Origin of the sequence: Candidatus Cybelea sp., assembly GCA_036489315.1 — a bacterium.
Lineage (GTDB): Bacteria > Vulcanimicrobiota > Vulcanimicrobiia > Vulcanimicrobiales > Vulcanimicrobiaceae > Cybelea.
The window spans coordinates 51,376-75,694 of sequence record DASXFZ010000013.1 but is presented as its reverse complement, the minus strand read 5'-3'; the positions used below and the strand labels follow the sequence as shown (position 1 = coordinate 75,694).

35 protein-coding genes and 1 pseudogene are annotated in these 24,319 nt (G+C 63.5%); 3 read left to right on the top strand and 33 right to left on the bottom strand.

Going from position 1 to position 24,319, the window contains the following annotated elements:
• Positions 1 to 15: 15 nt before the first annotated feature.
• On the top strand, positions 16 to 645 hold the full coding sequence (locus tag VGG51_03800; protein ID HEY1882151.1) for a hypothetical protein: 630 nt from the start codon (positions 16 to 18) through the stop codon (positions 643 to 645).
• Between the two features lie 203 nt (positions 646 to 848).
• On the opposite strand, the gene VGG51_03795 is transcribed toward VGG51_03800, so the two are convergent.
• The 3 genes from VGG51_03795 to VGG51_03785 form a co-directional block, all read right to left on the bottom strand.
• Positions 849 to 1,307: a hypothetical protein gene (locus tag VGG51_03795; GenBank protein ID HEY1882150.1), complete on the bottom strand. Its 459-nt coding sequence runs from the start codon at positions 1,305 to 1,307 to the stop codon at positions 849 to 851.
• A gap of 68 nt (positions 1,308 to 1,375) precedes the next feature.
• A complete protein-coding gene (locus tag VGG51_03790; protein HEY1882149.1) occupies positions 1,376 to 1,885 on the bottom strand; it encodes a 3-isopropylmalate dehydratase small subunit in 510 nt (169 codons plus the stop codon).
• Between the two features lies 1 nt (position 1,886).
• Positions 1,887 to 3,170 (bottom strand): 3-isopropylmalate dehydratase large subunit, encoded by a 1,284-nt coding sequence (locus VGG51_03785; protein ID HEY1882148.1) that lies wholly within the window; start codon positions 3,168 to 3,170, stop codon positions 1,887 to 1,889.
• A gap of 43 nt (positions 3,171 to 3,213) precedes the next feature.
• Here VGG51_03785 and VGG51_03780 point away from each other — a divergent pair, with 43 nt between their 5' ends.
• Both VGG51_03780 and VGG51_03775 read left to right on the top strand, forming a co-directional pair.
• The gene (locus VGG51_03780) at positions 3,214 to 4,449 is read left to right on the top strand and encodes an O-acetylhomoserine aminocarboxypropyltransferase/cysteine synthase family protein (protein ID HEY1882147.1); all 1,236 of its coding nucleotides are present in this window, start codon (positions 3,214 to 3,216) and stop codon (positions 4,447 to 4,449) included.
• Positions 4,446 to 4,925 carry a CoA-binding protein gene (locus VGG51_03775; GenBank protein HEY1882146.1) on the top strand — a complete coding sequence of 160 codons (480 nt, stop codon included), beginning with the start codon at positions 4,446 to 4,448 and terminating at the stop codon, positions 4,923 to 4,925. The genes VGG51_03780 and VGG51_03775 overlap by 4 nt, the downstream gene beginning before the upstream one ends.
• Here VGG51_03775 and VGG51_03770 read toward each other — a convergent pair.
• The 30 genes and pseudogenes from VGG51_03770 to rplB all read right to left on the bottom strand — a co-directional run bounded on the left by VGG51_03770 (position 4,900) and on the right by rplB (position 24,302).
• Positions 4,900 to 6,012: a hypothetical protein gene (locus VGG51_03770; protein HEY1882145.1), complete on the bottom strand. Its 1,113-nt coding sequence runs from the start codon at positions 6,010 to 6,012 to the stop codon at positions 4,900 to 4,902. The two genes, VGG51_03775 and VGG51_03770, sit on opposite strands and share 26 nt — an antisense overlap.
• 77 nt (positions 6,013 to 6,089) lie before the next feature.
• On the bottom strand, positions 6,090 to 6,443 hold the full coding sequence (rplQ, locus tag VGG51_03765; GenBank protein ID HEY1882144.1) for a 50S ribosomal protein L17: 354 nt from the start codon (positions 6,441 to 6,443) through the stop codon (positions 6,090 to 6,092).
• Positions 6,444 to 6,457: 14 nt separating this feature from the next.
• The gene (locus VGG51_03760) at positions 6,458 to 7,384 is read right to left on the bottom strand and encodes a DNA-directed RNA polymerase subunit alpha (protein ID HEY1882143.1); all 927 of its coding nucleotides are present in this window, start codon (positions 7,382 to 7,384) and stop codon (positions 6,458 to 6,460) included.
• A 99-nt stretch (positions 7,385 to 7,483) separates the two neighbouring features.
• On the bottom strand, positions 7,484 to 8,143 hold the full coding sequence (gene rpsD, locus VGG51_03755) for a 30S ribosomal protein S4 (protein HEY1882142.1): 660 nt from the start codon (positions 8,141 to 8,143) through the stop codon (positions 7,484 to 7,486).
• Positions 8,144 to 8,151: 8 nt separating this feature from the next.
• Positions 8,152 to 8,547 (bottom strand): 30S ribosomal protein S11, encoded by a 396-nt coding sequence (gene rpsK / locus VGG51_03750; GenBank protein ID HEY1882141.1) that lies wholly within the window; start codon positions 8,545 to 8,547, stop codon positions 8,152 to 8,154.
• 205 nt (positions 8,548 to 8,752) lie between these two features.
• Entirely contained in the window at positions 8,753 to 10,072 is a 1,320-nt protein-coding gene (locus VGG51_03745; protein HEY1882140.1) for a copper amine oxidase N-terminal domain-containing protein, read from the bottom strand.
• Positions 10,073 to 10,276: 204 nt separating this feature from the next.
• Positions 10,277 to 11,596 carry a copper amine oxidase N-terminal domain-containing protein gene (locus tag VGG51_03740; protein ID HEY1882139.1) on the bottom strand — a complete coding sequence of 440 codons (1,320 nt, stop codon included), beginning with the start codon at positions 11,594 to 11,596 and terminating at the stop codon, positions 10,277 to 10,279.
• Between the two features lie 111 nt (positions 11,597 to 11,707).
• A complete protein-coding gene (locus VGG51_03735; GenBank protein ID HEY1882138.1) occupies positions 11,708 to 12,904 on the bottom strand; it encodes an MFS transporter in 1,197 nt (398 codons plus the stop codon).
• Complete coding sequence (locus VGG51_03730; GenBank protein HEY1882137.1) at positions 12,885 to 13,619, bottom strand: NTP transferase domain-containing protein; 735 nt, start codon at positions 13,617 to 13,619, stop codon at positions 12,885 to 12,887. The genes VGG51_03735 and VGG51_03730 overlap by 20 nt, the downstream gene beginning before the upstream one ends.
• A 9-nt stretch (positions 13,620 to 13,628) precedes the next feature.
• Entirely contained in the window at positions 13,629 to 14,015 is a 387-nt protein-coding gene (rpsM, locus tag VGG51_03725) for a 30S ribosomal protein S13 (GenBank protein HEY1882136.1), read from the bottom strand.
• A 46-nt stretch (positions 14,016 to 14,061) separates the two neighbouring features.
• Positions 14,062 to 14,178, bottom strand: coding sequence for a 50S ribosomal protein L36 (rpmJ, locus tag VGG51_03720; protein HEY1882135.1), 117 nt, complete (start codon positions 14,176 to 14,178; stop codon positions 14,062 to 14,064).
• A gap of 76 nt (positions 14,179 to 14,254) precedes the next feature.
• Positions 14,255 to 15,058 (bottom strand): type I methionyl aminopeptidase, encoded by an 804-nt coding sequence (gene map, locus VGG51_03715; protein ID HEY1882134.1) that lies wholly within the window; start codon positions 15,056 to 15,058, stop codon positions 14,255 to 14,257.
• On the bottom strand, positions 15,052 to 15,714 hold the full coding sequence (locus VGG51_03710; protein HEY1882133.1) for an adenylate kinase: 663 nt from the start codon (positions 15,712 to 15,714) through the stop codon (positions 15,052 to 15,054). Before VGG51_03710 ends, map begins: the two co-directional genes overlap by 7 nt.
• 16 nt (positions 15,715 to 15,730) lie before the next feature.
• The gene (gene secY / locus VGG51_03705) at positions 15,731 to 17,053 is read right to left on the bottom strand and encodes a preprotein translocase subunit SecY (GenBank protein ID HEY1882132.1); all 1,323 of its coding nucleotides are present in this window, start codon (positions 17,051 to 17,053) and stop codon (positions 15,731 to 15,733) included.
• A 5-nt stretch (positions 17,054 to 17,058) separates the two neighbouring features.
• The gene (gene rplO / locus VGG51_03700) at positions 17,059 to 17,556 is read right to left on the bottom strand and encodes a 50S ribosomal protein L15 (protein ID HEY1882131.1); all 498 of its coding nucleotides are present in this window, start codon (positions 17,554 to 17,556) and stop codon (positions 17,059 to 17,061) included.
• A gap of 4 nt (positions 17,557 to 17,560) precedes the next feature.
• The gene (rpsE, locus tag VGG51_03695; protein HEY1882130.1) at positions 17,561 to 18,070 is read right to left on the bottom strand and encodes a 30S ribosomal protein S5; all 510 of its coding nucleotides are present in this window, start codon (positions 18,068 to 18,070) and stop codon (positions 17,561 to 17,563) included.
• A complete protein-coding gene (rplR, locus tag VGG51_03690) occupies positions 18,070 to 18,429 on the bottom strand; it encodes a 50S ribosomal protein L18 (GenBank protein ID HEY1882129.1) in 360 nt (119 codons plus the stop codon). Before rplR ends, rpsE begins: the two co-directional genes overlap by 1 nt.
• A complete protein-coding gene (rplF, locus tag VGG51_03685; protein HEY1882128.1) occupies positions 18,426 to 18,977 on the bottom strand; it encodes a 50S ribosomal protein L6 in 552 nt (183 codons plus the stop codon). Before rplF ends, rplR begins: the two co-directional genes overlap by 4 nt.
• 12 nt (positions 18,978 to 18,989) lie before the next feature.
• Entirely contained in the window at positions 18,990 to 19,388 is a 399-nt protein-coding gene (gene rpsH, locus VGG51_03680) for a 30S ribosomal protein S8 (GenBank protein ID HEY1882127.1), read from the bottom strand.
• Positions 19,389 to 19,402: 14 nt separating this feature from the next.
• A complete protein-coding gene (locus tag VGG51_03675) occupies positions 19,403 to 19,588 on the bottom strand; it encodes a type Z 30S ribosomal protein S14 (protein ID HEY1882126.1) in 186 nt (61 codons plus the stop codon).
• A complete protein-coding gene (gene rplE / locus VGG51_03670; protein HEY1882125.1) occupies positions 19,588 to 20,139 on the bottom strand; it encodes a 50S ribosomal protein L5 in 552 nt (183 codons plus the stop codon). Before rplE ends, VGG51_03675 begins: the two co-directional genes overlap by 1 nt.
• Positions 20,140 to 20,143: 4 nt before the next feature.
• Complete coding sequence (gene rplX, locus VGG51_03665; protein HEY1882124.1) at positions 20,144 to 20,500, bottom strand: 50S ribosomal protein L24; 357 nt, start codon at positions 20,498 to 20,500, stop codon at positions 20,144 to 20,146.
• Positions 20,500 to 20,877, bottom strand: coding sequence for a 50S ribosomal protein L14 (gene rplN / locus VGG51_03660; protein HEY1882123.1), 378 nt, complete (start codon positions 20,875 to 20,877; stop codon positions 20,500 to 20,502). The genes rplX and rplN overlap by 1 nt, the downstream gene beginning before the upstream one ends.
• Entirely contained in the window at positions 20,874 to 21,167 is a 294-nt protein-coding gene (gene rpsQ, locus VGG51_03655) for a 30S ribosomal protein S17 (protein ID HEY1882122.1), read from the bottom strand. The genes rplN and rpsQ overlap by 4 nt, the downstream gene beginning before the upstream one ends.
• Positions 21,154 to 21,375, bottom strand: coding sequence for a 50S ribosomal protein L29 (rpmC, locus tag VGG51_03650; GenBank protein ID HEY1882121.1), 222 nt, complete (start codon positions 21,373 to 21,375; stop codon positions 21,154 to 21,156). The genes rpsQ and rpmC overlap by 14 nt, the downstream gene beginning before the upstream one ends.
• Entirely contained in the window at positions 21,372 to 21,788 is a 417-nt protein-coding gene (rplP, locus tag VGG51_03645) for a 50S ribosomal protein L16 (GenBank protein HEY1882120.1), read from the bottom strand. Before rplP ends, rpmC begins: the two co-directional genes overlap by 4 nt.
• Positions 21,789 to 22,065: 277 nt before the next feature.
• A pseudogene (gene rpsC, locus VGG51_03640) lies at positions 22,066 to 22,689 on the bottom strand (30S ribosomal protein S3).
• Positions 22,690 to 23,199 carry a 50S ribosomal protein L22 gene (rplV, locus tag VGG51_03635; protein HEY1882119.1) on the bottom strand — a complete coding sequence of 170 codons (510 nt, stop codon included), beginning with the start codon at positions 23,197 to 23,199 and terminating at the stop codon, positions 22,690 to 22,692. It lies immediately after the preceding pseudogene.
• A complete protein-coding gene (gene rpsS / locus VGG51_03630; protein HEY1882118.1) occupies positions 23,196 to 23,474 on the bottom strand; it encodes a 30S ribosomal protein S19 in 279 nt (92 codons plus the stop codon). The genes rplV and rpsS overlap by 4 nt, the downstream gene beginning before the upstream one ends.
• A complete protein-coding gene (gene rplB / locus VGG51_03625) occupies positions 23,475 to 24,302 on the bottom strand; it encodes a 50S ribosomal protein L2 (protein HEY1882117.1) in 828 nt (275 codons plus the stop codon).
• Positions 24,303 to 24,319: the final 17 nt, after the last annotated feature.

Sequence of the window (24,319 nt, the reverse complement as noted above, 5' to 3'; positions counted from 1 at the left end):
CAAAAGCTTTAACACGTGAAGTCCACTTCGTTCGTCGTCGTTGCAGGCAGCGCGCTGCTTGCGCTTGCTGGTTTTGCCGGAACTCCCCGTGGGCTGGTGGCCGTTGCCGCCACTCCGCCCCCATCGCCGCCGCCGATCAACGGAGCGGTCACTCCGCCGCCGCCAGCCGTGGACACCCCCTCGAACCTGCCGACTCCCTCGGCGGCCTTCCCCATGGGCGGAAGCGCACCAAAGCCGGCCGCGTCGGGCACTCCGAGCCCGCCGCCGGCCTCTGCGCGGCGCGGACTCGACGGCGTCTGGGAAGTGGCGATCCAGCATTCCAACACCACCGATTACACCCACCTTTACATCAAACAGCAGGGTGACCAACTGAGCGGCACCTATCTCGATTCCAAGAACAAGAAGTATCCGCTCGTCGGAACGATCGAGGGCCAAAATGTCCGCTTGATCGTGACGATGCCCGGCGGCACGACGATCCTCGCCGAAGCCAAGCTCGACGGAATGACCGATATGGTCGGCATTCTTTCGATGGCCGGCGGCGATACCGCGTTCACCGCCTCCTACCGCCCCAAAGAAAAGTGGATCGAGAACGTCAATGCCGCACCGGGCGGCATCTCGCAGCCGGGAGGCTACACGCCGCCGTAGCGGCCGTATTGTTCGGGCCGGCTGAGTTCCGACTCGGACACATTTCGTCGGGCCACATCCGTGTGGCCCTCCTATTCGTCTGCCTCGCGCCTCCCGCATCCGTGCTCCGGCGCTCGGTCAGACAGTCCTCATCGGAACTCAGCCGCTCCGAACAATACTCAAAAGCGTCTTAGACCCGGCCGGCGCTTTATACGCAGCGGGTGCTATTCGATGAATTGGGCCTTGACGGCGGCGAAGGTCGCTTGTTTCCCTGAAGCGTCGAGTCCCTGCGCTGGTTCTTCTACCGTGCCCATGATGCGAACGGCCTGCCCTTTATTGAGCGATACCGTGTCGTCGTAGTCGACGAGAATGATCGCCGGGACGGGATCGCCTCTTTGCGCGCATTGCGCGTTGAAGGAATTCTCGTCGATGATCGACGCCACGGTACACGCAATGGCAACGCTGTCGCCGACATACTTCGATTTATCGCGCGCGATCATCGGCCCCGAGATCGATTTATCCGCGCTGGCTAAAAACTGTTGCTCGTCGTACTGGCGTCCCTGCGCCGCGCTCGTCGCGCTGGGGCTGGAAGTCGCTACCGAAGCGGCGTCGTTCGAGGACGAGGGCGATCGGCTGCACGTCGCCAGCGCCCACACGATAGCGACGGCCACCACGACCATCACGAGACAGCCCCCGCAACCCCACCGAAGATTCGGCGTCGCGGGCGGGCGCTGCGGCGGGGTATCCTGCTCTACGAAGGTTGCTCCGCAAGACGGCGCTCGACATACGGAACGAGGCCGCCCGCATCGATGAGCGCGCGCATGAATGGCGGAAACTCGGCGGCTTGATAGGTCGTGCCCTTGGTGACGTTGCGCACGACGCCGCTCGCGGGCTCGAGTTCGATTTCGTCGCCCATCTCGATTCCGTCGACCGCTTCGGCCGATTCGAAGATCGGCAGGCCGATGTTGAGTGCGTTGCGGTAAAAGATGCGCGCGAAGCTCTTGGCGATGACGGCGGATGTGCCCGACCCCTTGATCGCGATCGGCGCGACTTCGCGGCTTGACCCGCAGCCGAAGTTCGTGTCGGCCACGATGATGTCGCCCGGCTTCATCCTGGCGGTATACTCCGGATCGAGTCCTTCGAGCGCGTGTTTGCCGAGCTCGGCCTGATCGACGATGTTACAGTACTTGCCGGGGATGATGACGTCGGTATCGACGTTCTTACCGTACTTGTGCGCGTGCCCGCGCAGACTCTCTTCCACGTTAGACTCCTGCCAGCTCGAGGACGCGAGGATCGGTTATTCGGCCGGTCAGCGCCGAGGCGGCGCAGGTTGCCGGTGAAGCGAGGTAGATCTCGGCCTTGGGCGAGCCCATGCGGCCGACGTAGTTGCGGTTGGTCGTCGAAATCGCGCGCTCGTTATCGCCGAGCGTTCCCATGTGGCCGCCGAAGCAGGCGCCGCAGCCGGGCGTGTTTACCGCGCAGCCCGCGGCCGCTAGCGTCGTCAGGATGCCTTCCTCTGCGGCCTTCATCCAAACTTTCTGCGACCCCGGATTGACGATCACGCGAAGGCTCGAGGCGATCTGTTTGCCTTCGAGGATCTTGGCGACGATACGCAGGTCTTCGATGTAGCCGTTCGTGCACGAGCCGATGAAGACTTGATCTACCGGGAGCGTATCGCGCGTCACCTCGGAGATCGGGTGCACGTTGTCGGGCGTGTGCGGACACGCGACCTGCGGCTCCATGCCGGCGATGTCGATCGCGATCGTGCGCTCGTAGACGGCGTCGAGATCCGCTCGCTCGAGCATGAAGGGACGATTGGTGCGCTCTTCGACGTAGGCAAGCGTCTTCTGGTCGGCGTGGAAGATGCCGTTCTTTGCGCCGGCCTCGATCGCCATGTTTGCCATCGTGATCCGTCCGGTGATCGAGAGCTGGTCGACGGTCGTTCCGTGGTACTCGAGGGCGCGGTAGGTGCCACCGTCGATGCCCAGTTCGCCGACGGTTCGCAGCATGATGTCTTTCGCGTAGACCATCGGGCCGGGCGTCCCGCTGTAGACGAGCTTGATCGAAGCCGGAACCTTCAGCCACACTTCGCCGAGGAGGAACGCGGCCGCAATATCCGTCGATCCCATTCCGGTTGCGAACGCGCCGAATGCGCCGTACGTGCAGGTGTGCGAATCGCCGCCGACGATCAGCTCGCCGGGCGCGACCAAACCTTCTTCGGGTAAAACGACGTGCTCGATGCCGCCGCGGCCGACGTCGAAGAAGTGCTCGATCTTCTGCTCGGCGGCAAACTCTTTCATGAGCTTCGCAAGGCTCGCCGACTGCGCGTCCTTTGCGGGCACGAAGTGGTCGGCGACGAGCGCAATTCTGGCGGGGTCGAAGACTCGGCCCGCGCCTTTTATGCCGCGCATCACCTTGATCGCAACCGCCGCGGAGAGCTCGTTTGCCAGTACGAGATCGACCTTCGCGTTGATGATCTGGCCGGGTTCGACGCGTTCGAGCCCCGAGTGCCGCGCGAGAATTTTTTCGGTGAGTGTCATGCCCATGATAAGAGGATTATAAGGCGAAGTAGGCGTTGAGACCTTTGAAATGCAGCACGAGCGAGAATTCGGCTTTGCAACGCGCGCGATTCACGCCGGGGCGGCGCCCGACCCGGCCACCGGATCGCGTGCCGCCCCGATCTATCAGACCGCTTCCTTTGTCTTCGGATCTACCGAGCAGGCCGCGGAGCTTTTTGCACTGCGCAGTTACGGGCACATCTACAGCCGCATCAGCAATCCAACGGTCGCCGCGTTCGAGGAGCGCATGGCCAGCCTGGAGGGCGGCCTCGGCGCGATCGCTTTCTCGAGCGGCTTGGCGGCGCAGCTCTGCACGGTGTTGACGCTCGCGCAGGCGGGCGACCATCTAGTCTGCACGCAGAACGTCTACGGCGGGACGGTTACCCAGCTCAGCGTGACCGTCAAGCGCATGGGCATTGAGACGACTTTTGTCTCGGCCGAGGATCTCGATGCGGTTCGCGCGGCGATCCGCCCCGAAACCAAGCTGCTCTTCGTCGAGACGGTCGGCAACCCGTCGGGCGTCGTCGCCGATCTGCACGCCTTCGCAGAGGTCGCGCACGAGGCCGGGATCCCGCTGGTGGTCGACAACACGTTTGCGACGCCGTATCTCTGCCGCCCGATCGATCTCGGCGCCGACGTCGTCCTTCACTCCGCAACCAAGTTCATCAACGGACACGGCACCGCGATCGGCGGCGTGCTGGTCGAGTCCGGGAAGTTCCCCTGGGAAAACGGCCGCTTTCCGCTGCTTTCGACCCCCAGCCTGGGATATCACGGCAAGGTTTTTACGGAGACGTTCGGCGAGTACGCGTTTCTAATGCGCGCACGCGCGGAAGTCTCGCGCGACGTCGGCGCAGCGATGTCGCCGATGGAGGCGTGGCTGATGCTCATCGGTCTCGAAACGCTCGAGCTGCGAATGCGACGCCACGTCAGCAATGCGCGCGCGGTCGCGGCGTTCTTGCGGGAACGCCCCGAGGTCGCGTGGATCCGCGAACCGCAGATCGGCTCGATCTTCACCTTTGGCCTCAAGGGCGGGCGTGAGGCCGGGCGGCGCTTCATCGACGCGCTCGAGCTCTGGAGTCACCTAGCCAACGTCGGCGATGCCAAAAGCCTCGTCATTGCGCCGGCTTCGACGACTCACTCGCAGCTCTCCGACGAGGAGCTCCGCAAAGCGGGCGTCGAGCCCGAGAGCATCCGCCTCTCGGTCGGACTCGAAGAGGTCGACGATCTCGTGTGGGATCTGGATAACGGGTTGCGCGCCTCGCAATGATTCTAACGACGCCGTCCCAGCGACGCGACCTGCTCGCGAAGACCGCGACGATTGCGATGGTCGGTGCTTCGAACGATCCGCTTCGCCCCAGCTATACCGTCTTCTCGTACCTGCGGACGCAGACTCCGTATGTCGTAACGCCGATCAACCCGACGCTCGCCGAAATCGACGGCGTCGCGGCCTTTCCCTCGCTGCAGGCCTACGCCGCGGCGCGCGGCGCGCCCGATCTCGTCGACGTCTTCCGGCGGCCGAGCGAACTGGTCGCCATCGTGCGAGAGGCGATCGCCATCGAAGCTGCGGCGATCTGGTTTCAGTACGGCGTCATCAACGACGAGGCCATCGCGCTCGCCGACGGCGCCGGGATGAGCGTTGTCGTCGACCGCTGCATCAAGGTCGAACAGGCGCGTTTCCGCGGCGGCCTTTCCACCAGCGGGCTCAACAGCGGCCTGATTACCTCCCGAAGGAGAGCGGTCTAAGGTCTTCGGCGTCGAGCGAGCAGCCGCGCGGCTCCGCTCCGAGGGTGCGTCCAAGCAGCGTGAACCCGTCGTCACCCGCGACCCCGAGATCTTCGGTTTGAATCGCGATGCACGACGCGCGATTTGCGAGATCGACGTGAATGAGCGAGCCGATCTCGCCCTTGCGCAGCGTGCGGCGATCGGGGCCGACGACGCGCGCGCGAAGCCACGGCGGCGAAGACTTGCGGCGCGTCGCCGCATCGCTGCGCGCAAGCGCATCGTAATGCTGAGAGGTGAGCTCGGTCATGCCGTACTCGGCAACGATCTGCTCGCTGCCGACGCCAAGCCGCTCGCCGGTCCGGCGGTATAGATCGTCTCGTGAAAGCGCGCGGGAGCGTCCTTTAAAGCCGCCGGTCTCCATCACGCGTGATCCCTCTGGCAGGCGAACGCGCAGATTCGCAGCCTCCAATGCTTCGAGCAGATGGACCAGTGCGAAGGCGGTTGCGGCGAGACAGACCGGACGATTTTGCGTGACGGCCTCCTCAAGATCGTGCCGCAACGGATCGAAGAGCAGTTGGCCGCCCCGCAGATACCAGCCGGTTCTCCCGTCGCCGCGCGTCTGCGCAACGCGCGCCATCATGTATCCGAGCGAGGAGTGCGGCGAGTCTTGCGGGTTCGGCACGAGGTTGAGGTAGCGCAGCGCGGCACCGTCGTGCAGCACGAAGCGATCGAAGCCGGCGAGCAAGGCAGCGTCGTAGAGTGCGGAGCTTTCGAGGTAGTGCCGCCCGCTGCGCCCCTCGGTTGTGCCGCTCGTCTCGAAGACGAGCGCGGCGTTCGCGGGGTCAAACGTCGTAATCGCGGCCTCTTTGAACGCTGGGGCCGGCACCGCCGGTATTCCTTCCCACGACGACGGCAGCGAATCGAGCGTGACCCCGAGCCGCTCGCAATACCGCGCGTAGCGCCGGTTATAGCGCAGTTGGTGCGCGAAGATGCGCAGTGCTAAATTGTCGAAAGCGCGCTCCTCGAGCTCCTCGCCTCGCTCGTGCCATGCCGCGATGGCTGCGAGGAGTTCGGAATCAAGTGCGCGCGCTTCCGCTTTGTAGTTCATGGGTTTTGGTCACCCGTCGACACCCTTCGACAGCCCTTCAACAGGCGCAGGGTGACACGTTCGACGCGTCGCCGCGGCTAAGTGACGATTTCGATGAGCGAGAGCTCGGCGGCGTCGCCTTGCCGGACTCGCGTCTTCGTGATTCGGGTATAGCCTCCGGTTCGGCCCTTGAGCGCCGGTGCGATCTGCTCGACCAGCTTCTTGACGACCGCCGGTTCGGTGAGATACTCGGCGATTTGCCGCCGTGCCGGGAGATCGCCGGCCATTGCCGTCGTGATCAAACGCTCGGCGATACGGCTGATCTCCTTGGCTTTGGTCGAGGTCGTCTCGATCTTTTCGTGTTTGAAGAGCGACGTCGCGAGGTTGCGCAGCAGGGCCTTGCGATGACCGTCGGTGCGGGAGAGTCGTTTATAGGCGATCGAATGCGGCATGTGGTTTCACGACGCTACGCTTGGCGCAGCATCAGCCCCCTCTCAGCAAGAACCTGTTTGATCTCATCGAGCGACTTCTTACCGAAGTTGCGCATCTTCATGATCTCGTCTTCGGTCAGATCGAGCAGCTCGGATACCTTCGAGATACCCGCGCGCTTGAGACAGTTGAACGAACGCACCGAGAGGTTGAGCGTCTCGACCGGAACATCCCACTCGTTCGGGGGCGCCTCCGGCAACGGCTCGGCGCGATTGTTGAACGAGACGAAGAGATCGAGCTGCTCCTGCATGATCTGGGCCGCCTGCGAGAGCGACTCGTCGGGCGTGATCGAGCCGTTGGTCTCGACTTCGACCGTCAGACGGTCGAAATCGACGCTCTGTCCGACGCGCGTGTCGTCGACCGTGAAGTTCACCTTGCGGATCGGCGAGAAGATCGAATCCAGCGGAATCAGGCCGATCATGTGCTCGACGTTGCGCTGGCGATCGGCCATCACGTAGCCGCGGCCTTTCTCGACGCCGATCTCCATCGTGAGCTTCGCGTCCTTCGACGAGAGGCTGCAGAGCCGGTAGCCCGGATCGAGAATCTCGACGTCGGCATCGGGAACGATGTCGCCGGCGGTCACTTCGCGGGCTCCGCTGACCGAGAGCGTCAGCACCTTCGGTTCTTCGCTGTTGAGCTTGACCGGGAGGCCCTTGAGATTGAGCATCAGAGCAATCGTATCTTCGACCATCCCCGGGATCGTCGAGAACTCGTGGAGCACGCCGTCGATCTTCATGTACGTGACGGCGGCGCCCGGAATCGAGCTCAGCAGAACGCGACGCAGCGCGTTGCCGAGCGTGATTCCAAAACCCCGCTCGAGCGGCTCGATAACGAACTTGGCATAGTTGTCGCGACGCTCGCGAACTTCGATGGCTGCGCCAACCGGCGTTTCCAGCATGGTCATGGTCTGTTTTTCGGTTTCCTTTGCACTGCTTACGTTATCCGCGCGCCGTCCTCGACGGCGTACGATCGTACGCCTAGCAGCAGAGTTGTGGTTTTTAGGTTATCGCGAATAATATTCGACGATGAGCTGCTCGTCGACCGGCGTGTCGATTTGCTCGCGCGGCGGCCCCTGCAGCAGCACTTTGGCCGTCTTCTCCTGATCGTTCCACTCGAGCCACTCGGGAGGCCGGCGGCTCTGGGCGATCTCGAGATTCGATTCGAAGACCGGCGACTTCATACTCGCCGGAGCGACCGAGATGACGTCGCCCGCGCGGACGACGTACGACGGAATGTTGACGATCTTTCCGTTGATGCGGAAATGCCGGTGGGTGATCAGCTGGCGAGCCTGCGCGCGGCTCGTCGCCAAATTCAAGCGGTAGACGACGTTGTCGAAGCGGCGTTCGAGCAGCTGCAGGAACGTGCGGCCGGTCTGACCAGGCACACTTGCCGCTTCGCGGAAGTAGTTCTCGAACTGGGTTTCGTGAACGCCGTAGTAGCGGCGCATCTTCTGCTTCTCGCGCAGCTGGCGGCCGTATTCCGAAACCTTCGTTCGGGACTTGCCGGTCGTCTTCTGGCCGGGGGCGGTGCCGCGCCGCTCGACCGCGCAGTTGCGGGAGAGGCAGCGGTCGCCTTTTAGAAACAGCTTGATCTTTTCGCCGGTCTTGCTCGCGGCCGTCTCGCGACGGCAGAGGCGGCAGACGGGGCCGGTATAACGCGACATCCCGCTCCTTACACCCGGCGCCGCTTCGGCGGACGGCAACCGTTATAGGGAATCGGCGTAACGTCTTTGATCATGGTGATCTCGAGCCCGGCGGCCTGCAGCGAGCGAATCGCCGCCTCGCGTCCGGCGCCCGGTCCCTTAACGAGCACCTCGGTCGACTTCATGCCATGCTCCATCGCCTTGCGGGCGGCGGCTTCGGCCGCCATCTGGGCGGCGAACGGCGTCGACTTCTTTGAACCCTTGAATCCGAGATTTCCGGCGGATGCCCACGAGATGACGCCGCCGTGTGGGTCGCTGATCGTTACGATCGTGTTGTTGAACGAGGCGTGGACGTGCGCGACGCCCGCCAGGACGTTTTTGACCTCGCGTTTCCGCCGTGTCTTCGTTTGCTTTTTGGCAGCCAAAGTCTCTCCCGATTTGGACGTGGTGCTTCCCCGGCGCCCTAAAGGCGCCAAGAAGGTATCTTACCTTAGGCGGCGTGGCCCGGTCAATGACGTGACCGGGGGTGACGCGCGGGTTCCCGCACAAGGTGGGGGCCCGGCCATTTCGGCCGAGCCCCGCTTCACTGTCAGGATGGCGCGGGCTGACCCCGCATGGTCGCTTGCTTAACTACGGATAGAGCAACCGGAAGCCCAAGCCGGCGAACGGGCCGTTGTAGCTTCGGCTGACCGGAGCGTTCTGTTTATTGCTCCACTGGTCGCCCATCCAACCCGCTTCCACGAAGATCGGGCTGTTGCCGATAACGTAGTTGACCCCGATCTGGTACTTCAAAAGATTGTACTGCAGATCGTAGGATTGCGGATTGATCGGAGCGCTCGCAACGTTCGTGTACGTCCCCTTGATGTTCGGATAGTACCACGCACTGCCGAAGACGGAAAAAGCGTGATTGAGATCGGGCAGTTTCTCAACGCCGAAGCCGACACCGTTCATGGTCGGGTAGCCGTAGTTCGTCGAGACCCACATGTACCCAACGCCGACGTAGACGCGCGGATTGAGCACTCGCACCGCGAGCCGGGCATCGACGTCCTGATCGTTGAGCTGCGTGTTGGTAAGAACCGGCGAGTTCCCTTGACCGCCGATCGTCGTCACGAAGCACTGCGCTGAGAACGATGCCGCAGCAGCGCTGCCGTTGCAGTTGTGCGGATACTGCCAGCGCTCGTAGGATCCCTCAGCCATGAAGGGGATGCTGCCGAGCGAGAATTCGCCCGCGCCGCGAACTGCGAACGAACTCGTACCGGTGTTGCCGGGACTGAACTCGTTGTACACTTTCGGCGAGAAGACGTAATCACCGGCGACGAAGAACTCGCCGGCAAGCGGCTTCGGCGTCGGCGGCGGGGGCGGCGGCGGAGCGGCCGACGGCGGCGGCGGAGCCGGGCTCGGCGGCGGCGTCGCGGGAATATATCGCACGACGACCAGACGGCGATCCGGAACCCACTGCACGTAGGCGCCCATGCCTTCAGAAATTACACGAACCGGAACGACGACGACGCCCTGATAGACCATCGGGGGGACGTCGAGCGGACGCGATTCACCATTGATGACGACCTCCGGCTTGCCGACGGTCACCTTGACCTCGGCGCCGGGTTTTGTAACGGTCGCCGTTTTGCTACCAGCATCCCAAGAGACGGTAGCGCCCATTTGCTCGAACATCGAGCGCAGCGGAATCAAGAGAGTTCCGTTACGCACGAGTGCACCGAGTACGCGACCTTGTTTGAGAAGGTCGGGCTTTGTGTAGACGTGGTGGTCGTTGAAAAGTATCGGAATTTGTCCGGACGGCGGACTGCCAAAATCCGCCGGCGGAGCTGCCCCGGCTTGCGCGACGCCGTTTCCATTGTTTCCTTGCGACGCGGGTGACGGAGCAGCAACCGCACTCAACCCACAGCATGCAATGATGAGCGCTGCGAGTATTCCGGTGCTGATTCGTTTCACGAGATCCTCCTTAAGTTGAAAGTCCAATGCCGGCGAGCTCCCGCTTCCGCCGGCCTAGTAGCCCGATTGTGCGTTTTTGCCCCGTGATATTCCTGAGTAAACGTTAATCACACTAGCGAGCCCTTGCACGCCGTAAATAAAGGCGCCGGCTGCAATCTTGCAGCCGGCGCCTATTCTAGGCTATGCCGGATTCGACTCTGTTCGTTAGAACGGGATTAGGAAGCCGAGACCGACATATGGACCGTTGAAGCTTTCCGAGATCGGAGCGTTGTTCTTGTTGGCCCAGTTTTCGCCGGCCCAACCAGCATCGAGGTAGACGTTCGGTACGAACGCCCAGCCGATTCCGACCTGGTACTTCAGTACGTTGTAACCGATGCCGAACGACGTGCTCGCCGGACTTTCGTTAGCTGCCGTCGTGTACGTTCCGTTGACGTTCGGATAGTAGTAGACCGATCCGTAGTACTGGAACGCGTGACCGAAGTCGGGGAGTTTCTCAAGACCGAACCCGACGGCGTTCTCGTTGGGATAGCCGTAGTTGTTCGAACCCCACATGTAACCGACCGCGATGTAAACGTGCGGATCGAGGATCTTGTAACCCAAGCGCACGTCGACGTCACGATTGGTCGCCGTGAATGCCGGCACGTATGCCGATCCACGGCCGCCGACGGTCGTCACGAAGCATTGCGGAGCGTTGCCGATCGATGCCGTCGAAGGCGGCACGCCGCAGTTATGCGGGTACTGCCAGTTCTTATAGTCGACCTCGAGCATGAACGGCAGGCCCAGACCATTGAACTCCACACCGCCGCGCGCGGTAAACGAGCCGTTGCCTTGGTTTCCGGGCGCGAACTGGTTGTAGACCTTCGGTGAGATGAGATAGTCGCCCGCGACCCAGAATAGGTTCGGGGGTTTCTTCGCAACCGGCGGCGGCGGCGGCGGCGGCGGTGGTGCGGGCGGCGGAGGTGCCGGACTCGGCGGCGGCGTCGCCGGAATATACCGAACGACGACCAAACGCTTGTCGGGAACCCACTGCACGTACGCGCCCATGCCTTCAGAGATTACGCGGACCGGCACGAGCACGGAGCCCTGGTAGAGCATCGGCGGTACGTCCAACGGGCGCGATTCGCCGTTGATGATGACTTCCGGTTTACCTACCGTTACCTTTACCTCGGCTCCAGGCTTGCTGACCGTCGCAGTCTTGCTGCCCGCATCGTACGAAACGGTCGCGCCCATCTGCTCGAACATCGAGCGCAATGGAATCAGGATCGTTCCGCCCTTGACGAGCGCCGCGAGAACGCGGCCTTGCTTGAGGACGTCAGGTTTACTGTAGACGTGATGATCGTTATAGAGAATGGGAATCTGGCCCGACGGCGGACTTCCGAAATCAGCCGGCGGAGGGCCTCCCGCCTGCGCAACGCCGTTTCCATTGTTTCCTAGCGTCGACGCGATCGCTGGGACAGCTACCGCGTTCAACCCGAAAAGCGTTGCTATCAACGCCGCGAGCACGCCGGAGCTCAGTCGTTTCACGAATATGCCTCCTTAGAAAGAACACTCTGGTAAGGCGCTTCCTTACCAGTTCATACTTGTCGAGCGACCGGACTTCCGGCGCCCGTACAAGCACACGATACGCGTTCTTGCTCAATTTCGCAACTTCGGAAGCCGCCAGAGCCACGCCGCCCCGACCAAAGTCTCAAGAAGCGCCAGGCCGAAAGCCAGCCTGGGAGCCGAGTGGCTGCCGCTCTGGCGAAGCCCCGCAAGGACCGCCGTCGTAAGCGCCGGAGCGACGATCTGCGGCACGACTATCGCGAGATTCCAGATGCCCATCGCTGCGGCCATCGCCCCTCTCGGCAACAGGCGGCAGGCAATCGCCCAATCGGCAACCAGAAAGGCGCCCCACCCGAGCCCAGCCACGATCGTGGCCGCACCGATGCCGGCCATTCCCGACGATGCGATGAAGATCCCGAGCGCGCAGATGAACGCCGCCGCGCCCGCCGTTGCCACGATCCGTTTATCGAGGCGATCGCTCGGCCGGGCCGCCAACGCCGCGCCCGCCGCGCCGACGAGCGTAAAACTCACGATAATGATTCCCGTCTGCATGCGCGCGCCGGCGAGCGTCGAGGGCGCAAGCACGGCGTTCACGTAAAACAGCAGATAGCCCAGCAGCGTGTAAAAACCGACATAGATAAGCGCGCGCGAAATGAAGAGGTCGACGAACGCTTTGGTTATGCGCGGACGCTCCGGCGTCTCTTGCGGTGCCGAGATCAACGGCAGGTCGCGTACGTGCGTGCAGGTTACAAAACACGTTCCCAGGAGCAGCACGTCGAGCGTTGCGGCGAGCCCGCGGGCGCTCGTGATGAAGCTCGCAGCGAGCGCTCCTGCGGCGTTGCCCGCGCTCTGCAGCGCCGCCATCGCCGACGACGCAATTCCGGTGCGTGCGCGTTCGACGAAATCCGGAATGATCGCTTGATAGGGGCCGATGGCGAGATTGAGTGCCGCCTGCAGCACCACGTACGCAACGACCAGCGCGGTGAAGCTCGAGGCGCCGTAAAAGAATGCGATGCCGGCGGCGCCCCCCACCGCGCCCGCGATGTAGAACTCGATGCGCCGGCTCCCCCGGCGGCGCCGCGAATCGGAGAGGAATCCGACGAGTACTTGCGTGACGGCCGCGACGACGGCGCCGATCGTCGCCAGACGCCCGTAGGCGATGAGTGCGTCGCTGCTGACGAGTTCGATCGTGCGCGATTGCAGCGAGATCCCCAGCAGCGCGCCCCATACCGCCTGGATGCCAAGCCAGAAGAGCGCGAGCGATAGCGGGTTAGGCTTGCGCGCAGACATACTCGTACTCGGCGATACCGTCGACATCGAATGCAAGCTCGGGCGCGCAGTTGCGAACTGCACGAGCCGGATAGGCCAGGACGCGCGTCGCCTCCGCCTCGAGATCTGCGATGCGCAGCCGCCCGAAGAGAAAGCGAAGCAGTGCCGGCGGGCTCACGAGCCCGGCCATGCGCCAGGGCTGTTTTCTCGCCTCGAAAAAGCGGCTCGCCGTGTTCGCGATCGGAGCGGACGCGCCGGCGGGAATCGAAAAAATACCGCCGTTGACGACGCGTTCGCCGCCGAGCGTAATCCCGGCGGCCGGCGATCCGGGAAAGCGTGACGCGTAGGCAGCGAACTCGCTTAGGGAGACGGCGATCGCCCCGGGGTCGAGGCGGTCGACGAAATCGCCGACGGCAGCCGCCGTTACGTAGGGCAGATCACTTGTGGCGTAGAGCAGCGCCTCGCCGTCTTCGGGCCAGGCGCGCAACGCACGAAGCAGATTCTGGCTTCCCGAGGGGCTCTCATCGACGATCGCCTCGACCCGTGACGCAAACGACGCGCGGACCTCGGCACCGCCCACGATCGCGATGCGGGTCACGCCGCAGGCGCGCAACGATTCCACGACGCGCTCGAGCATCGTCATGCCGCGCAGATTCGCGAGTGCCTTGACTTGCGTGCCGGCCACCTGCGCGAAGGCCCCGTCGATCCTGCCGCCGGCGGTGATCACCGCTTTCACGGCAGAGCGCTACTTCTTGGCTAGCGTTTTCTTCTTGCCGGCGACGGTCCGCTTCGGACCCTTGCGGGTGCGCGCGTTGGTTTTTGTGCGCTGCCCGCGTACCGGCAGTCCGCGGCGATGGCGCATGCCGCGATAACACCCGATGTCCATCAGGCGCTTGATGTTTCCCTGCACTTCACGGCGCAGGTCGCCCTCGACCCGCAGCTGGAGGGAATCGATCGCATCGCGAAGCTTCTTCTCATCCTCTTCGCTCAGCGCTTTCACGCGGACGTCCGGGTCCACGTGGGCGAACTCCAGCAGCCGGCGCGCCGTCTGCGTGCCGATGCCGTAGATATAGGTCAGCGCAATTTCAACGCGCTTCTCGCGAGGAAGATCGATACCAGCGATACGAGCCATTAAAACCTTTCCTTTATTTTCGTGTCATCCTGAGCCTGTCGAAGGATTATCCTTGAACCTGTTTGTGTTTTGGATTGGCGTCGCAGATCACCCGCACTTTTCCGTGGCGGCGGATGACCTTGCATTTCTCACACATTTTCTTGACCGAGGGTCGTACTTTCATGTTCTTTTTCTTCTACTTATATCGATAGGTTGTTCTGCCGCCTTCGCTTCGCCCAAGCCCTCAAGCCGCGGGCGAATCACGCCAAGGCCTGCGTTAAAGGACGGTACTGCTCGACTGCCGGATCCTCAGCATAGTCGCGCAGGGTAAGAATCTTGGGCCCGTCCTCCGTCACGGCGATCGTGTGTTCGAAGTGCGCTGCGAGTTTACCATCCGCGGTGACAACTGTCCAGCCGTCCCGCAGCACGTTCACCTTCGGGCCTCCCTGAGTGATCATCGGCTCGATGGCCAGGACAAGCCCCGGCCGAAGCTCCATCCCGGTGCCTCGTTCCCCGTAGTTGGGAACCTGAGGCTCCTCGTGCATGGCCCGGCCGACGCCGTGGCCCACCAGCTCGCGCACGACCCCGAAGCCGTGTTTTTCCGCGTGTTCCGCCACGGCGGCCCCAATATCGCCGACGTGGTTGCCGCGCTGCATCTGCCCAATGCCGACCGTCAGGCACTCGCGCGTCACCTCGAGCAGGCGCTGCGCGCCCGCAGAGATGTTGCCGATCCCAATCGTCGCGGCGCTGTCGCTGACGTAGTCCGCCAGCGTCGTCCCGATATCGATCGAGAGCAAGTCCCCGTCGTGCAGCGTGCGCGAACCCGGAATCCCGTGCACGACCTCCTCGTTCACCGAGGCGCAGATCGAGGCGCGAAAACCGTTGTATCCCTTGAACGTCGGGATGCCGCCCGCATTGCGAATCTCGCGCTCGGCGATCTCATCTAACTCGCCGGTCGTCATTCCGGCACGAGCGGTCTTCATCAATTCGGCGAGCACGCGCGCGGTGATCTTGCCGCTGCGCCGCATCAGCTCGATCTCGCGCGGTGACTTGAGACTTACCATCGCGCGCCCGGAGTCTGCGCCGAACCGATCGCCGCCGCGATCTTCTCGGCGACCGATTTCACGCTGGCGAGCGCGTCGACCTCGACGAGCCTGCCGGTCCGACGGTAGTACTCGATCAGCGGCTTGGTCTGCGCGTCGTAAACGTCGAGCCGGGTTGCGACCGTTTCGGGACGATCGTCGTCGCGCTGGATCAGCTCGCCGCCGTCTTCGTCGCAGATGCCCGCACGCTTGGGCGGGTTGGTCAGAACGTTGTAGGTGCGGCCGGTGCGCGGATTCGTCCAGCGCGAGGCAAGCCGTTCGATCAGCACGGCGCGATCCGTCTTGAAGAGCACGGCAGCGTCCAGCGGCCAACGGCGGCGTTCGAGCATTTTGTCGAGCGCTTCCGCTTGTGCGACCGTCCGCGGAAAACCGTCCATCACGAAGCCCGCCGGCATTTTTCGTAACTCGGCTTCGATCATCGCGATCACGAGGTCGTCGGGGACCAGCTCGCCGCGATGCATGTACCCTTCGGCACGGCGGCCCAGCTCGGTTCCATCGGAGACGTTTCGCCGCAGGATGTCACCGGTCGAGATTTGCTCCAACCCAAAGCGTTCGTGAAGAATGCGCGCCTGCGTGCCCTTGCCGGCACCGGGCGGCCCCAAAAAGACGACTCGCACGTAATTCCGCGAGGCCCTACCGCTTGATGAAGCCGCGATAGTCGCGCATCGCCAAACGCGCCTCGATCTGCGTGATCGTGTCGAGCGCCACGCCGACGACGATGAGCAGAGAGGTGGAGCCGAGATAGAAGGTCGTCACCGAAAGGCCGCGCTGCAGCGCACCCGGGAGCACCGCCAGCAAGCCGAGGTAGATCGCCGCCGCCGTCGTGATGCGGGTGAGGATCTTATTCAGATAATCGACGGTCGGCTGGCCGGGGCGAATTCCCGGGATGAAGGCGCCGGTCTTCTTGAGGTTATCCGCGACGTCGCGCGTGTTGAGCACGATGCCGCTATAGAAGAACGTAAAGATGACGACGAGTACGAAGTAGACGATGTTGTAGAGCAGGCCGTTGGGCGTGAACCAGACGTTGAGCCAGGCCGAGAAGGCCTGCAGGCCGTGCTGTAACGCACCCCAGATGCCCGAGGCTGTAATCGTCTGCCCGCGGCCGAACCACGAAAGCGCCTGCTGCGGCAAGAGCAGGATCGAGATCGCGAAGATCATCGAGATGACGCCCGCGTTGTTGAGGCGCAGGGGAATGTACGTCGAGCGCCCCGCGAACATCTTTCGGCCGACGACCCGCCGCGCTTGCTGCACGGGAACGCGCCGCTGCCCCTGATACAGAAAGATGATCGAGATGATGATGACGATCGCGGTCAGGACGTAGAGAACCAAGTTCAGCGTCGACTCTGCCCCCTGGCTCGCCGATGCGTAGGTCTGCGTGACGTACTGCGGATAGCGCAGCACGATACCGATGAAGATGATCAGCGAGACGCCGTTGCCGATGCCTTTATCGCTGATCTGCTCCCCCAGCCACATCAAGAAGAGCGTTCCGCCGACCATCGCGACGATCGCGTAGAGCAGATACCAGATGCTCGTGTCGTAGAAGACGCCGGAGCGCTCCATCGAGATCGCCATGAACGTCGCCTGAACCGCCGCCAGAACGATCGTCAGCCAGCGGGTGTACTGGCTGATCTTCTTACGGCCTTCCTCGCCGCCTTTCTTGGCGAGCTCTTCGAGCTGCGGCATGACGACCGTCATGAGCTGCATGATGATCGACGCGTTGATGTAAGGCGTGATGCCCATCGCGATGATCGAAAGCTTCTGCAGCGCGCCGCCCGAGAGGAAGCCCAGCAGGTTGTAGAAGGCGCCGCTCTGCAGCACCCGCTGCCAGGCTGCCTGATTGACGTTGGGCAGCTGCACGTGGATCATGAAGACGAACCACGCGAAGGCGAAAAAGACGAAGAGGATACGCTGGCGGATCTCCGGTACGAGCACCGCCGCCCGCAGGTTATCGAACACCTAAGTTATTCTTTCGCTCCGTCGGAGATGACGGCTCCTGCAGCCTCGAGCGCTTCGCGCGCACTCCTCGAGAAGAGCACGTCGCGGAAACGCAGTCCGGACGGCAGGCTCGCGGGCGCGCCGCTGCCGAGAATCTTCACGCCGTCCCGTTCGGACTTGAGGACGCCGCGGCTGCGCAGCGATTCCGGGGAGACTTCGACGCTCGGGTCCCATTCCGCCAAACGGCCGAGGTTGACGACCGCGAGACGCGAGCGGAAGTGGCCGTAGTCGCGCGCTTTTTGCGAGTAGCCGCGCTTGTGCGGCAGGCGCCGCGCCCACGCGGTCTGGCCGCCTTCGAACGCCGGCCCCTTGCCGCCGCCCGAGCGAACCGTCTGGCCTTTGCCGCCTTCGCCGCCCGTCTTGACCATGCCCGAACCGTGGCCGCGGCCGATGCGCTGACGTTTCGGCCGGCTTCCGGGTGCCGGCTTGAGGGCTCCAAGCTTGAGAATTTGTTTGTCTGCCATGATCCTATGCCGCGTAGATTTCTTTGACGGTCTTGCCGCGCATCGCCGCGACCTGCTCGACGGTGCGCAGCGACTTCAACGCCGAGACCGTCGCCATGACGACGTTGATCGGGTTGGTCGTCCCCAAGCACTTCGTGAGGATGTCATGGATGCCGGCGAGCTCCAAAACGGCGCGCATCGATCCGCCCGCGATCACACCGGTACCCGGTGCCGCGGGCTTGAGCAGAACCGTGGCCGCACCGACCTCGTGCCGCACTTCGTGCGGAATCGTCTTTTCGACCATCGCGACGGTCACCATGTTCTTGCGAGCCTGCTCGACGGCTTTGCGAATCGCCTCGGGAACTTCGGTGGCTTTGCCGATGGCGTAGCCGACCTTGCCCTTGCGATCGCCGACGACGACCAACGCGCTGAAGCTGAAACGTTTGCCGCCCTTGACGACCTTGGCGACCCGATTGACGCGTACGACCGTCTCATCGATGCCGCTGTTATCTCGATCTCTACCACGATATTGCATTAGAAACTCAACCCCGCTTCACGCGCCGCATCGGCGAGCGCGCGCACCCGGCCATGATATTTGAAACCGCCACGATCGAAAACGACCTCCGAAATGCCCGCCTCTTTCGCTTTGCCGGCGATCGCCGTGCCGACCGCTTGGGCGGCGGCAACATTGGTCTTCGAACCGAGCGAGGACGCGAACGACTTATCGACCGTCGAGGCGGAGGCCAGCGTGTGGCCCTTGCTGTCGTCGACGATCAGCGCGTAGATGTGATGGAGCGAGCGCCGCACGTAGAGGCGCGGACGCGCGGTCGTGCCCGACAACTTCTTGCGCAGGCGAGCGTGTCGCTCCCGACGGGCGTCTCGACGGCTCGTCATTTCTTACCAGCCTTTCCGGCCTTACCGAGCTTCTTGCGGATGCGCTCGCCCTCGTAGCGAACCCCTTTTCCTTTATAGGGCTCGGGCTTGCGCAACCGCCGGATATCGGCGGCGACTTGTCCGACGGCCTGCTTATCGATGCCCTCGACGTGAATCTTCGTCTGGCCCTCGACCGAGAGCACGACGCCCTTGGGCGCCGCGAACGGAACCGGGTGGGAGTAACCCAAACTGAGGGTGAGGTTCTCGCCCGACTTTGCGACGCGGTAGCCGACACCGGTGATTTCGAGACTCTTGCGGAAGCCTTTGCTGACGCCCTCGACCATGTTGGCGATGAGCGTGCGCGTTAAGCCATGCGCGCTGCGGTGCGCTTTGGCATCACCCTTACGGTCGACCACGACGCGATCGTCCTGCAGTTTCACCTCGACGACGTCCGTGAGAATATGCTGGCGCAGCTCGCCCTTCGGGCCGCGAACGAGTACCTCGCCGCCATCTACCTCGACCTTTACGCCCGAGGGAACGACGACCGGCAGCTTTCCTATCCGAGACACGGCTGCACCGCCTTACCAGATGTACGCAAGAACCTCTCCTCCGACGCCGCGCTTCTTCGCGAGTTTCCCCGACATGATGCCTTGCGGCGTCGACATGATGACCAGGCCGAAGCCGCCGAGGACGCGCGGGATCTCCGTCTTACGCGTGTAGACGCGCAAACCGGGACGCGAGATGCGGCGCAGGCCCGTGATGATCTTCTCTTTTTCAGGACCGTACCGGAGCGCAATCCGAATCGTGCCCTGCGGACCCTCCGAGAGGCGTTCGAAGCTCTCGATGAACCCTTCGTCCTGCAAAATTCGGGCGATGGCTTGCTTCGCCCGCGAGGCCGGGACGTCGACCGTCTTATGGTTGGCGGTATTCGCGTTGCGAATCCGCGTCAGCATGTCCGCAATGGGATCGGTTATCGACACGTGCTACAGCCTCCTTACCACGACGCCTTGGTCACGCCCGGAACGACGCCCAGATGGGCGTTCTCCCGGAAGCAGATCCGGCACATCGCGAATTTGCGGAGATAACCGCGCGGGCGGCCGCATACTCTGCACCGGTTGTGCCGGCGCACGGAGAACTTCGGCGCACGCTGCGATTTGATGATCAAACTGGTCTTAGCCATTAATTCCGCGCTTTCTGTAAGGGCAGACCCATCGCCGTCAAGAACTCGGAGGCCTCTTCGTCGGTCTTGGCGGTCGTGACGATCGTCACGTCCATGCCGCGGGTCTTATCCACTTTGTCGTAGTTGATCTCCGGAAAGACGAGCTGCTCTTTCAGCCCTAAGTTGTAGTTGCCGCGCCCGTCGAACGACTTTGCGGGAAGCCCGCGGAAATCGCGGATACGCGGCAGCACGACATTAAAGAGCTTATCGACGAATACGTACATCCGGTCGCCCCGCAGGGTCACCTTCGCGCCGATATTCATCCCGGCGCGCAGTTTGAAGGCCGCGATCGACTTCTTTGCCTTCGCGATGACCGGCTTCTGCCCGGTGATCGCCGTGAGCTCGCTCACCGCCGCATCGAGCGCCTTCGGATTGACGATCGCTTCGCCGACGCTCATGTTGACGACGACCTTCTCCAGCCGCGGTATCTGATTGACGTTCTTATAACCAAAACGCTCCTGCAGCTGCTTGCGAACCTGCTGCCGGTAACGCTCGCGCAAACGCTCCGCCATCGCGCTACCCTCCCTTCGCCGATTCGCGCGCGGGCTCGCCGCAGCGCGCGCAGATCCGCTGTAAGCCGCCCTCGGCGGTGCGCCCACGGCGCAGACGCGCCGGCGCCTTGCACTTTTCGCAGACGTACTGCAGCGCCGAAAGCGGCAGCGGAGCCTCTTTTTCCACGATGCCGCCCGTCTGGCTGGAAGCACCGATGTTCGACGACTTCGTTCCGGATTTCGTATGGCGCTTGACGACGTTGATCCCCTCGACCGTGGCCGAGCTGCCGTGCAGCGCGCGGACCGTTCCGCGCTTGCCCCGCTCTTTGCCGCGACGCACCATGACGGTGTCGCCCTTGATGATATTTGCTTTCGTAGCCACTAGAGTACCTCGGGTGCGAGCGACGCGATCTTCAAAAATCCGCGATCGCGCAGCTCGCGCATGACCGGACCGAAGACGCGCGTCCCGCGCGGGTCCAAATTGTCTTTTTCGCCTTTGATGATCACGCAGGCGTTGTCGTCGCACTTCACGACCGAGCCGTCCAGGCGCCGGATCGGCGCACTCGTGCGCACGACCACGGCCTTGACGACCTGGCCCTTCTTCACGGCGGCACCGGGGATCGCGCTCTTGACGGTGCCGACGATGATGTCGCCGACGTGCGCGTAGACGTGACGGCCGCCGCCCGAGACGTGAATCACGAGCAGCTCCCGGGCTCCGCTGTTGTCGGCGACCTTCAGACGCGTCTCTTGCTGAATCACTTCGCTCGTTCCACGATCTCGACGAGACGCCAGCGCTTCTCGCGCGACATCGGACGGCATTCCGCGATACGCACGAGGTCGCCGACGTTGGCCTCGTTGCGCTCGTCGTGCGCCTTGAAGCGCGCCGACTTGCGCACGATCTTCCCGTAGGAAGGGTGCGGCACGCGCGTCTCCGAGACAACGACGATCGTCTTGTCCATCTTGTTGGAGGCGACTCGCCCCTGTTTCACCCGCCGGGTACCGCGTGATTTCTCTTGGCGCACTGCGGCGGTTTCGTTAGGCTGCTCCATGCTTTTCCTCGGCGAGCCGCTTCTCGCAGATCACGGTTTGGATTCGCGCGTACGAGCGGCGCATCGCACGAATCTTGCTGAAATCGGTTAGATGGCCCGTCCGCAGCGCGAAGCGCAGGTTGAAAAGTTCGGACTTTGCGTCGCGGGCCTTCTCCTGCAGTTCGGCGACGCTGAGAACGCGCAGCCCGTCTAAGTCGTTTTTCTTCACGGTGTGTCCTCGCGCGAGACGATCTTCGTGCCGATCGGCAGCTTGGCCGCCGCGCGCTGCAGCGCTTCACGAGCAACGTTCGGCGCGACGCCGGAGAGCTCGAAGAGCACGCGCCCCGGCCGTACGACCGCGACCCAGAACTCCGGGTTTCCCTTACCCGAGCCCATGCGTACCTCCGCCGGCTTCTTGGTGGCCGGCTTGTCGGGAAAGACCTTGATCCAGACCTTTCCGCCACGCTTGATGTGGCGGGTCATCGCGACACGCGCGGCCTCGATCTGACGGTTCGTCATCCAGCACGGCTCCATCGCCTGCAGACCGAAATCGCCGAAGGTCAGCGCGTTGCCGCGCTGCGCCGCGCCGGACATCCGGCCGCGCTGAACCTTGCGCCACTTGACTCGCTTTGGCGTAAGCATCCTACTCGGTTACCTCCACTATCGGAGCCGCGGCCTCCGGAACGATCGCTTGCGCGGCGGGCACCGCGGCCTCGAGTACCGGCACCGGCGCGGGCGTAATCTCCGGCCCGGGTGCGCTCTCCGGCACAGGTAGGGTTTCGGGCACGGGTGCGGGCGGCCGGGCTGCGGCGGGCTGCGGCATCCGTCCGTCGCGTCCACGTCCGCGTCCGCCGCGTTCGCGGCGATCGCGGCCGCGATCCTGACGATCGCGCATAGCGCCGTCGCCGCGCGGCTGATCCGGCAGCACCTCGCCGCGATAGATCCAAACCTTGACGCCGATACGGCCGAACGTTGTGAACGCTTCGACCTGCGAGTAGTCGATATCGGCACGCAGCGTGTGCAGCGGCACCTTGCCGTCGGCATTGTGCTCGGTGCGAGCGATTTCCGCGCCGCCGAGCCGGCCCGACACCTGCACTTTGATGCCTCGCGCGCCGGCGCGCATCGTGCGCATGATGGCCTGCTTCATCGCGCGGCGAAACGCGATCCGCTTCTCGAGCTGATCGACGATGTTCTGCGCAACGAGCCGTGCATCGAGTTCGGGGTGCGAGATCTCCATGACGTTGACCGCCACGCTCTTGCCGGTCAGGCGCTCGAGCGTCTTGCGAATCTCGTCGATGCCGACCCCGCGCTTGCCGATGATGATGCCCGGTTTCGCGGTGTTGACGATGACGCGTGCCTGGTTGGCGCGCCGCTCGATCTCGATCTTGCTGATCGACGCCGAGCGCATCCAGCGGTTGAACGACTTACGGATCGCGACGTCCTCGTGCAGCCAGTCGACGTAGTGCTTCTTTTCGAACCAGCGGCTGTCCCAAGTGCGCGTGATACCGAGGCGCATGCCTACGGGGTGAATCTTCTGTCCCATCTATGCTCCCGCAGCGGCGCTTGCCGCCTGCTTACGCGTGCTGCGTTTCTTTCGCGGTGTTTTCTTGGCCGCTCCGGCGCCCGCCGCGGAACGACGGGTCGCGCGCGCCGCTTGAACTGAGGCGCCGGCCGATTTTCTGGGCGGCTTGGCCGGCGGCGTCTCGCTGACGATGACCGTCACGTGCGAGAACCGCTTGCGTTTGAAGGCCGCACGCCCTTGGGCGCGCGGATCGATGCGCTTGGTAAAGCGGCCGCCCGGACCGCCGTCGACGGTGATGCGCGAGATGTAGAGCTCGTCGACGTTCATGTCGTGGTTGTTGCCGGCGTTGGCGACGGCACTCCGAACCAGCTTCTCGATCGGCTCGGCGGCAAAGACTTCGGCAAACTTCAACAGCACGAGGGCCTCGCGGACGCTCTTGCCGCGAATCGCGTTGGCGACGCGGCGAAGCTTGCGCGGACCCTGGCGTACGAAGCGCAGGTGAGCGACGGCCTGGGGGACGCGCTCGTTCACGATTTCACCGTGGCCTTGTCGCCGCCGTGGCCGCGGAAATGCCGCGTCGGCGAAAACTCGCCGAGCTTGTGCCCGACCATGTTCTCACTGATGTAGACCGGAATGTGGGTCTTGCCGTTGTGCACGCCGATCGTATGGCCGACCATCGACGGCAGCACCGTCGAATCGCGGCTCCACGTTTTGATCACGCGCCGCTCGCGCGTCTCGTTGAGCTTCTCGACCTTCTTGACGAGGTGGTCCGCAACGTACGGCCCCTTCTTTAGCGACCGCGCCATCTACTTAGACCCTCTCTTGCGAACGATCATCTTGCTCGTGCGTTTGTTGCGCCGAGTCTTTTTGCCCATCGTCATCTGACCCCACGGTGTCGTCGGCGGCCGACCCGAAGTCGAGCGCGCTTCGCCGCCGCCGTGCGGGTGATCGACCGGATTCATCGCGATACCGCGGACGCTCGGGCGCTTTCCGAGATGCCGCGAACGCCCCGCTTTGCCGATGATCTGGTTTTCGTGCTCGATGTTGCCGAGCTGGCCGATCGTCGCGCGGCAGTTGATGTGGATCCGCCGCACCTCGCCCGAGGGCATGCGCACTTGCGAGTATTCGTCTTCCTTGGCCATCAACTGCGCCGAGACGCCGGCCGAACGGACGAGCTTGCCGCCCTCGCCGGGACGCAGCTCGATGTTGTGAAGGACCGTGCCGACCGGAATGTTCTTGATCGGCAGCGCGTTGCCGATCTTGATGTCGGCCGCCGGGCCCGATTCTACCAGTTCGCCGACGCGCAATCCGAGCGGCGCCAGGATATAGCGCTTCTCGCCGTCGCGGTAGTGCAGCAGCGCGATGCGGCACGAGCGGTTCGGATCGTACTCGACGGTCGCGACCTTCGCCGGAACCCCGTCCTTCGAGCGTTTGAAGTCGATGATCCGGTAGATCTTGCGCGTTCCGCCGCCCCGATGGCGAACCGTGATATGGCCGTTGTTGTTCCGTCCGGAGTGCTTCTTGCGCACTTCGGTCAGCGAACGCTCCGGCGCGACCTTCGACAGCTCCGAGAAGTCGATGGTCGTCATGAAGCGCTTACCGGGTGAGGTGGGGCGATATTTCTTTACCGGCACGCGATTTCCCCAAAAAG

What these genes read in the sequence shown, in the direction of transcription:
- VGG51_03675 (HEY1882126.1), bottom strand. Translation starts at nt 19,588, where the DNA reads ATGGCTAAGACCAGTTTGATCATCAAATCGCAGCGTGCGCCGAAGTTC.
- rplE (HEY1882125.1), bottom strand. Translation starts at nt 20,139, where the DNA reads ATGGCGGAGCGTTTGCGCGAGCGTTACCGGCAGCAGGTTCGCAAGCAG.
- VGG51_03775 (HEY1882146.1), top strand. Translation starts at nt 4,446, where the DNA reads ATGATTCTAACGACGCCGTCCCAGCGACGCGACCTGCTCGCGAAGACC.
- rplP (HEY1882120.1), bottom strand. Translation starts at nt 21,788, where the DNA reads ATGCTTACGCCAAAGCGAGTCAAGTGGCGCAAGGTTCAGCGCGGCCGG.
- rpsQ (HEY1882122.1), bottom strand. Translation starts at nt 21,167, where the DNA reads ATGGAGCAGCCTAACGAAACCGCCGCAGTGCGCCAAGAGAAATCACGC.
- VGG51_03780 (HEY1882147.1), top strand. Translation starts at nt 3,214, where the DNA reads ATGCAGCACGAGCGAGAATTCGGCTTTGCAACGCGCGCGATTCACGCC.
- VGG51_03760 (HEY1882143.1), bottom strand. Translation starts at nt 7,384, where the DNA reads ATGACCATGCTGGAAACGCCGGTTGGCGCAGCCATCGAAGTTCGCGAG.
- rplO (HEY1882131.1), bottom strand. Translation starts at nt 17,556, where the DNA reads ATGGCAGACAAACAAATTCTCAAGCTTGGAGCCCTCAAGCCGGCACCC.
- rpmJ (HEY1882135.1), bottom strand. Translation starts at nt 14,178, where the DNA reads ATGAAAGTACGACCCTCGGTCAAGAAAATGTGTGAGAAATGCAAGGTC.
- VGG51_03770 (HEY1882145.1), bottom strand. Translation starts at nt 6,012, where the DNA reads ATGAACTACAAAGCGGAAGCGCGCGCACTTGATTCCGAACTCCTCGCA.
- VGG51_03735 (HEY1882138.1), bottom strand. Translation starts at nt 12,904, where the DNA reads ATGTCTGCGCGCAAGCCTAACCCGCTATCGCTCGCGCTCTTCTGGCTT.
- VGG51_03785 (HEY1882148.1), bottom strand. Translation starts at nt 3,170, where the DNA reads ATGGGCATGACACTCACCGAAAAAATTCTCGCGCGGCACTCGGGGCTC.
- rpsM (HEY1882136.1), bottom strand. Translation starts at nt 14,015, where the DNA reads ATGGCTCGTATCGCTGGTATCGATCTTCCTCGCGAGAAGCGCGTTGAA.
- map (HEY1882134.1), bottom strand. Translation starts at nt 15,058, where the DNA reads ATGGTAAGTCTCAAGTCACCGCGCGAGATCGAGCTGATGCGGCGCAGC.
- rpsD (HEY1882142.1), bottom strand. Translation starts at nt 8,143, where the DNA reads ATGTCGCGTTATACCGGCCCCGTCTGCCGCCTCTGCCGTCGCGAGACG.
- rpsE (HEY1882130.1), bottom strand. Translation starts at nt 18,070, where the DNA reads ATGCAATATCGTGGTAGAGATCGAGATAACAGCGGCATCGATGAGACG.
- rplQ (HEY1882144.1), bottom strand. Translation starts at nt 6,443, where the DNA reads ATGCCGCATTCGATCGCCTATAAACGACTCTCCCGCACCGACGGTCAT.
- rplR (HEY1882129.1), bottom strand. Translation starts at nt 18,429, where the DNA reads ATGACGAGCCGTCGAGACGCCCGTCGGGAGCGACACGCTCGCCTGCGC.
- rpsS (HEY1882118.1), bottom strand. Translation starts at nt 23,474, where the DNA reads ATGGCGCGGTCGCTAAAGAAGGGGCCGTACGTTGCGGACCACCTCGTC.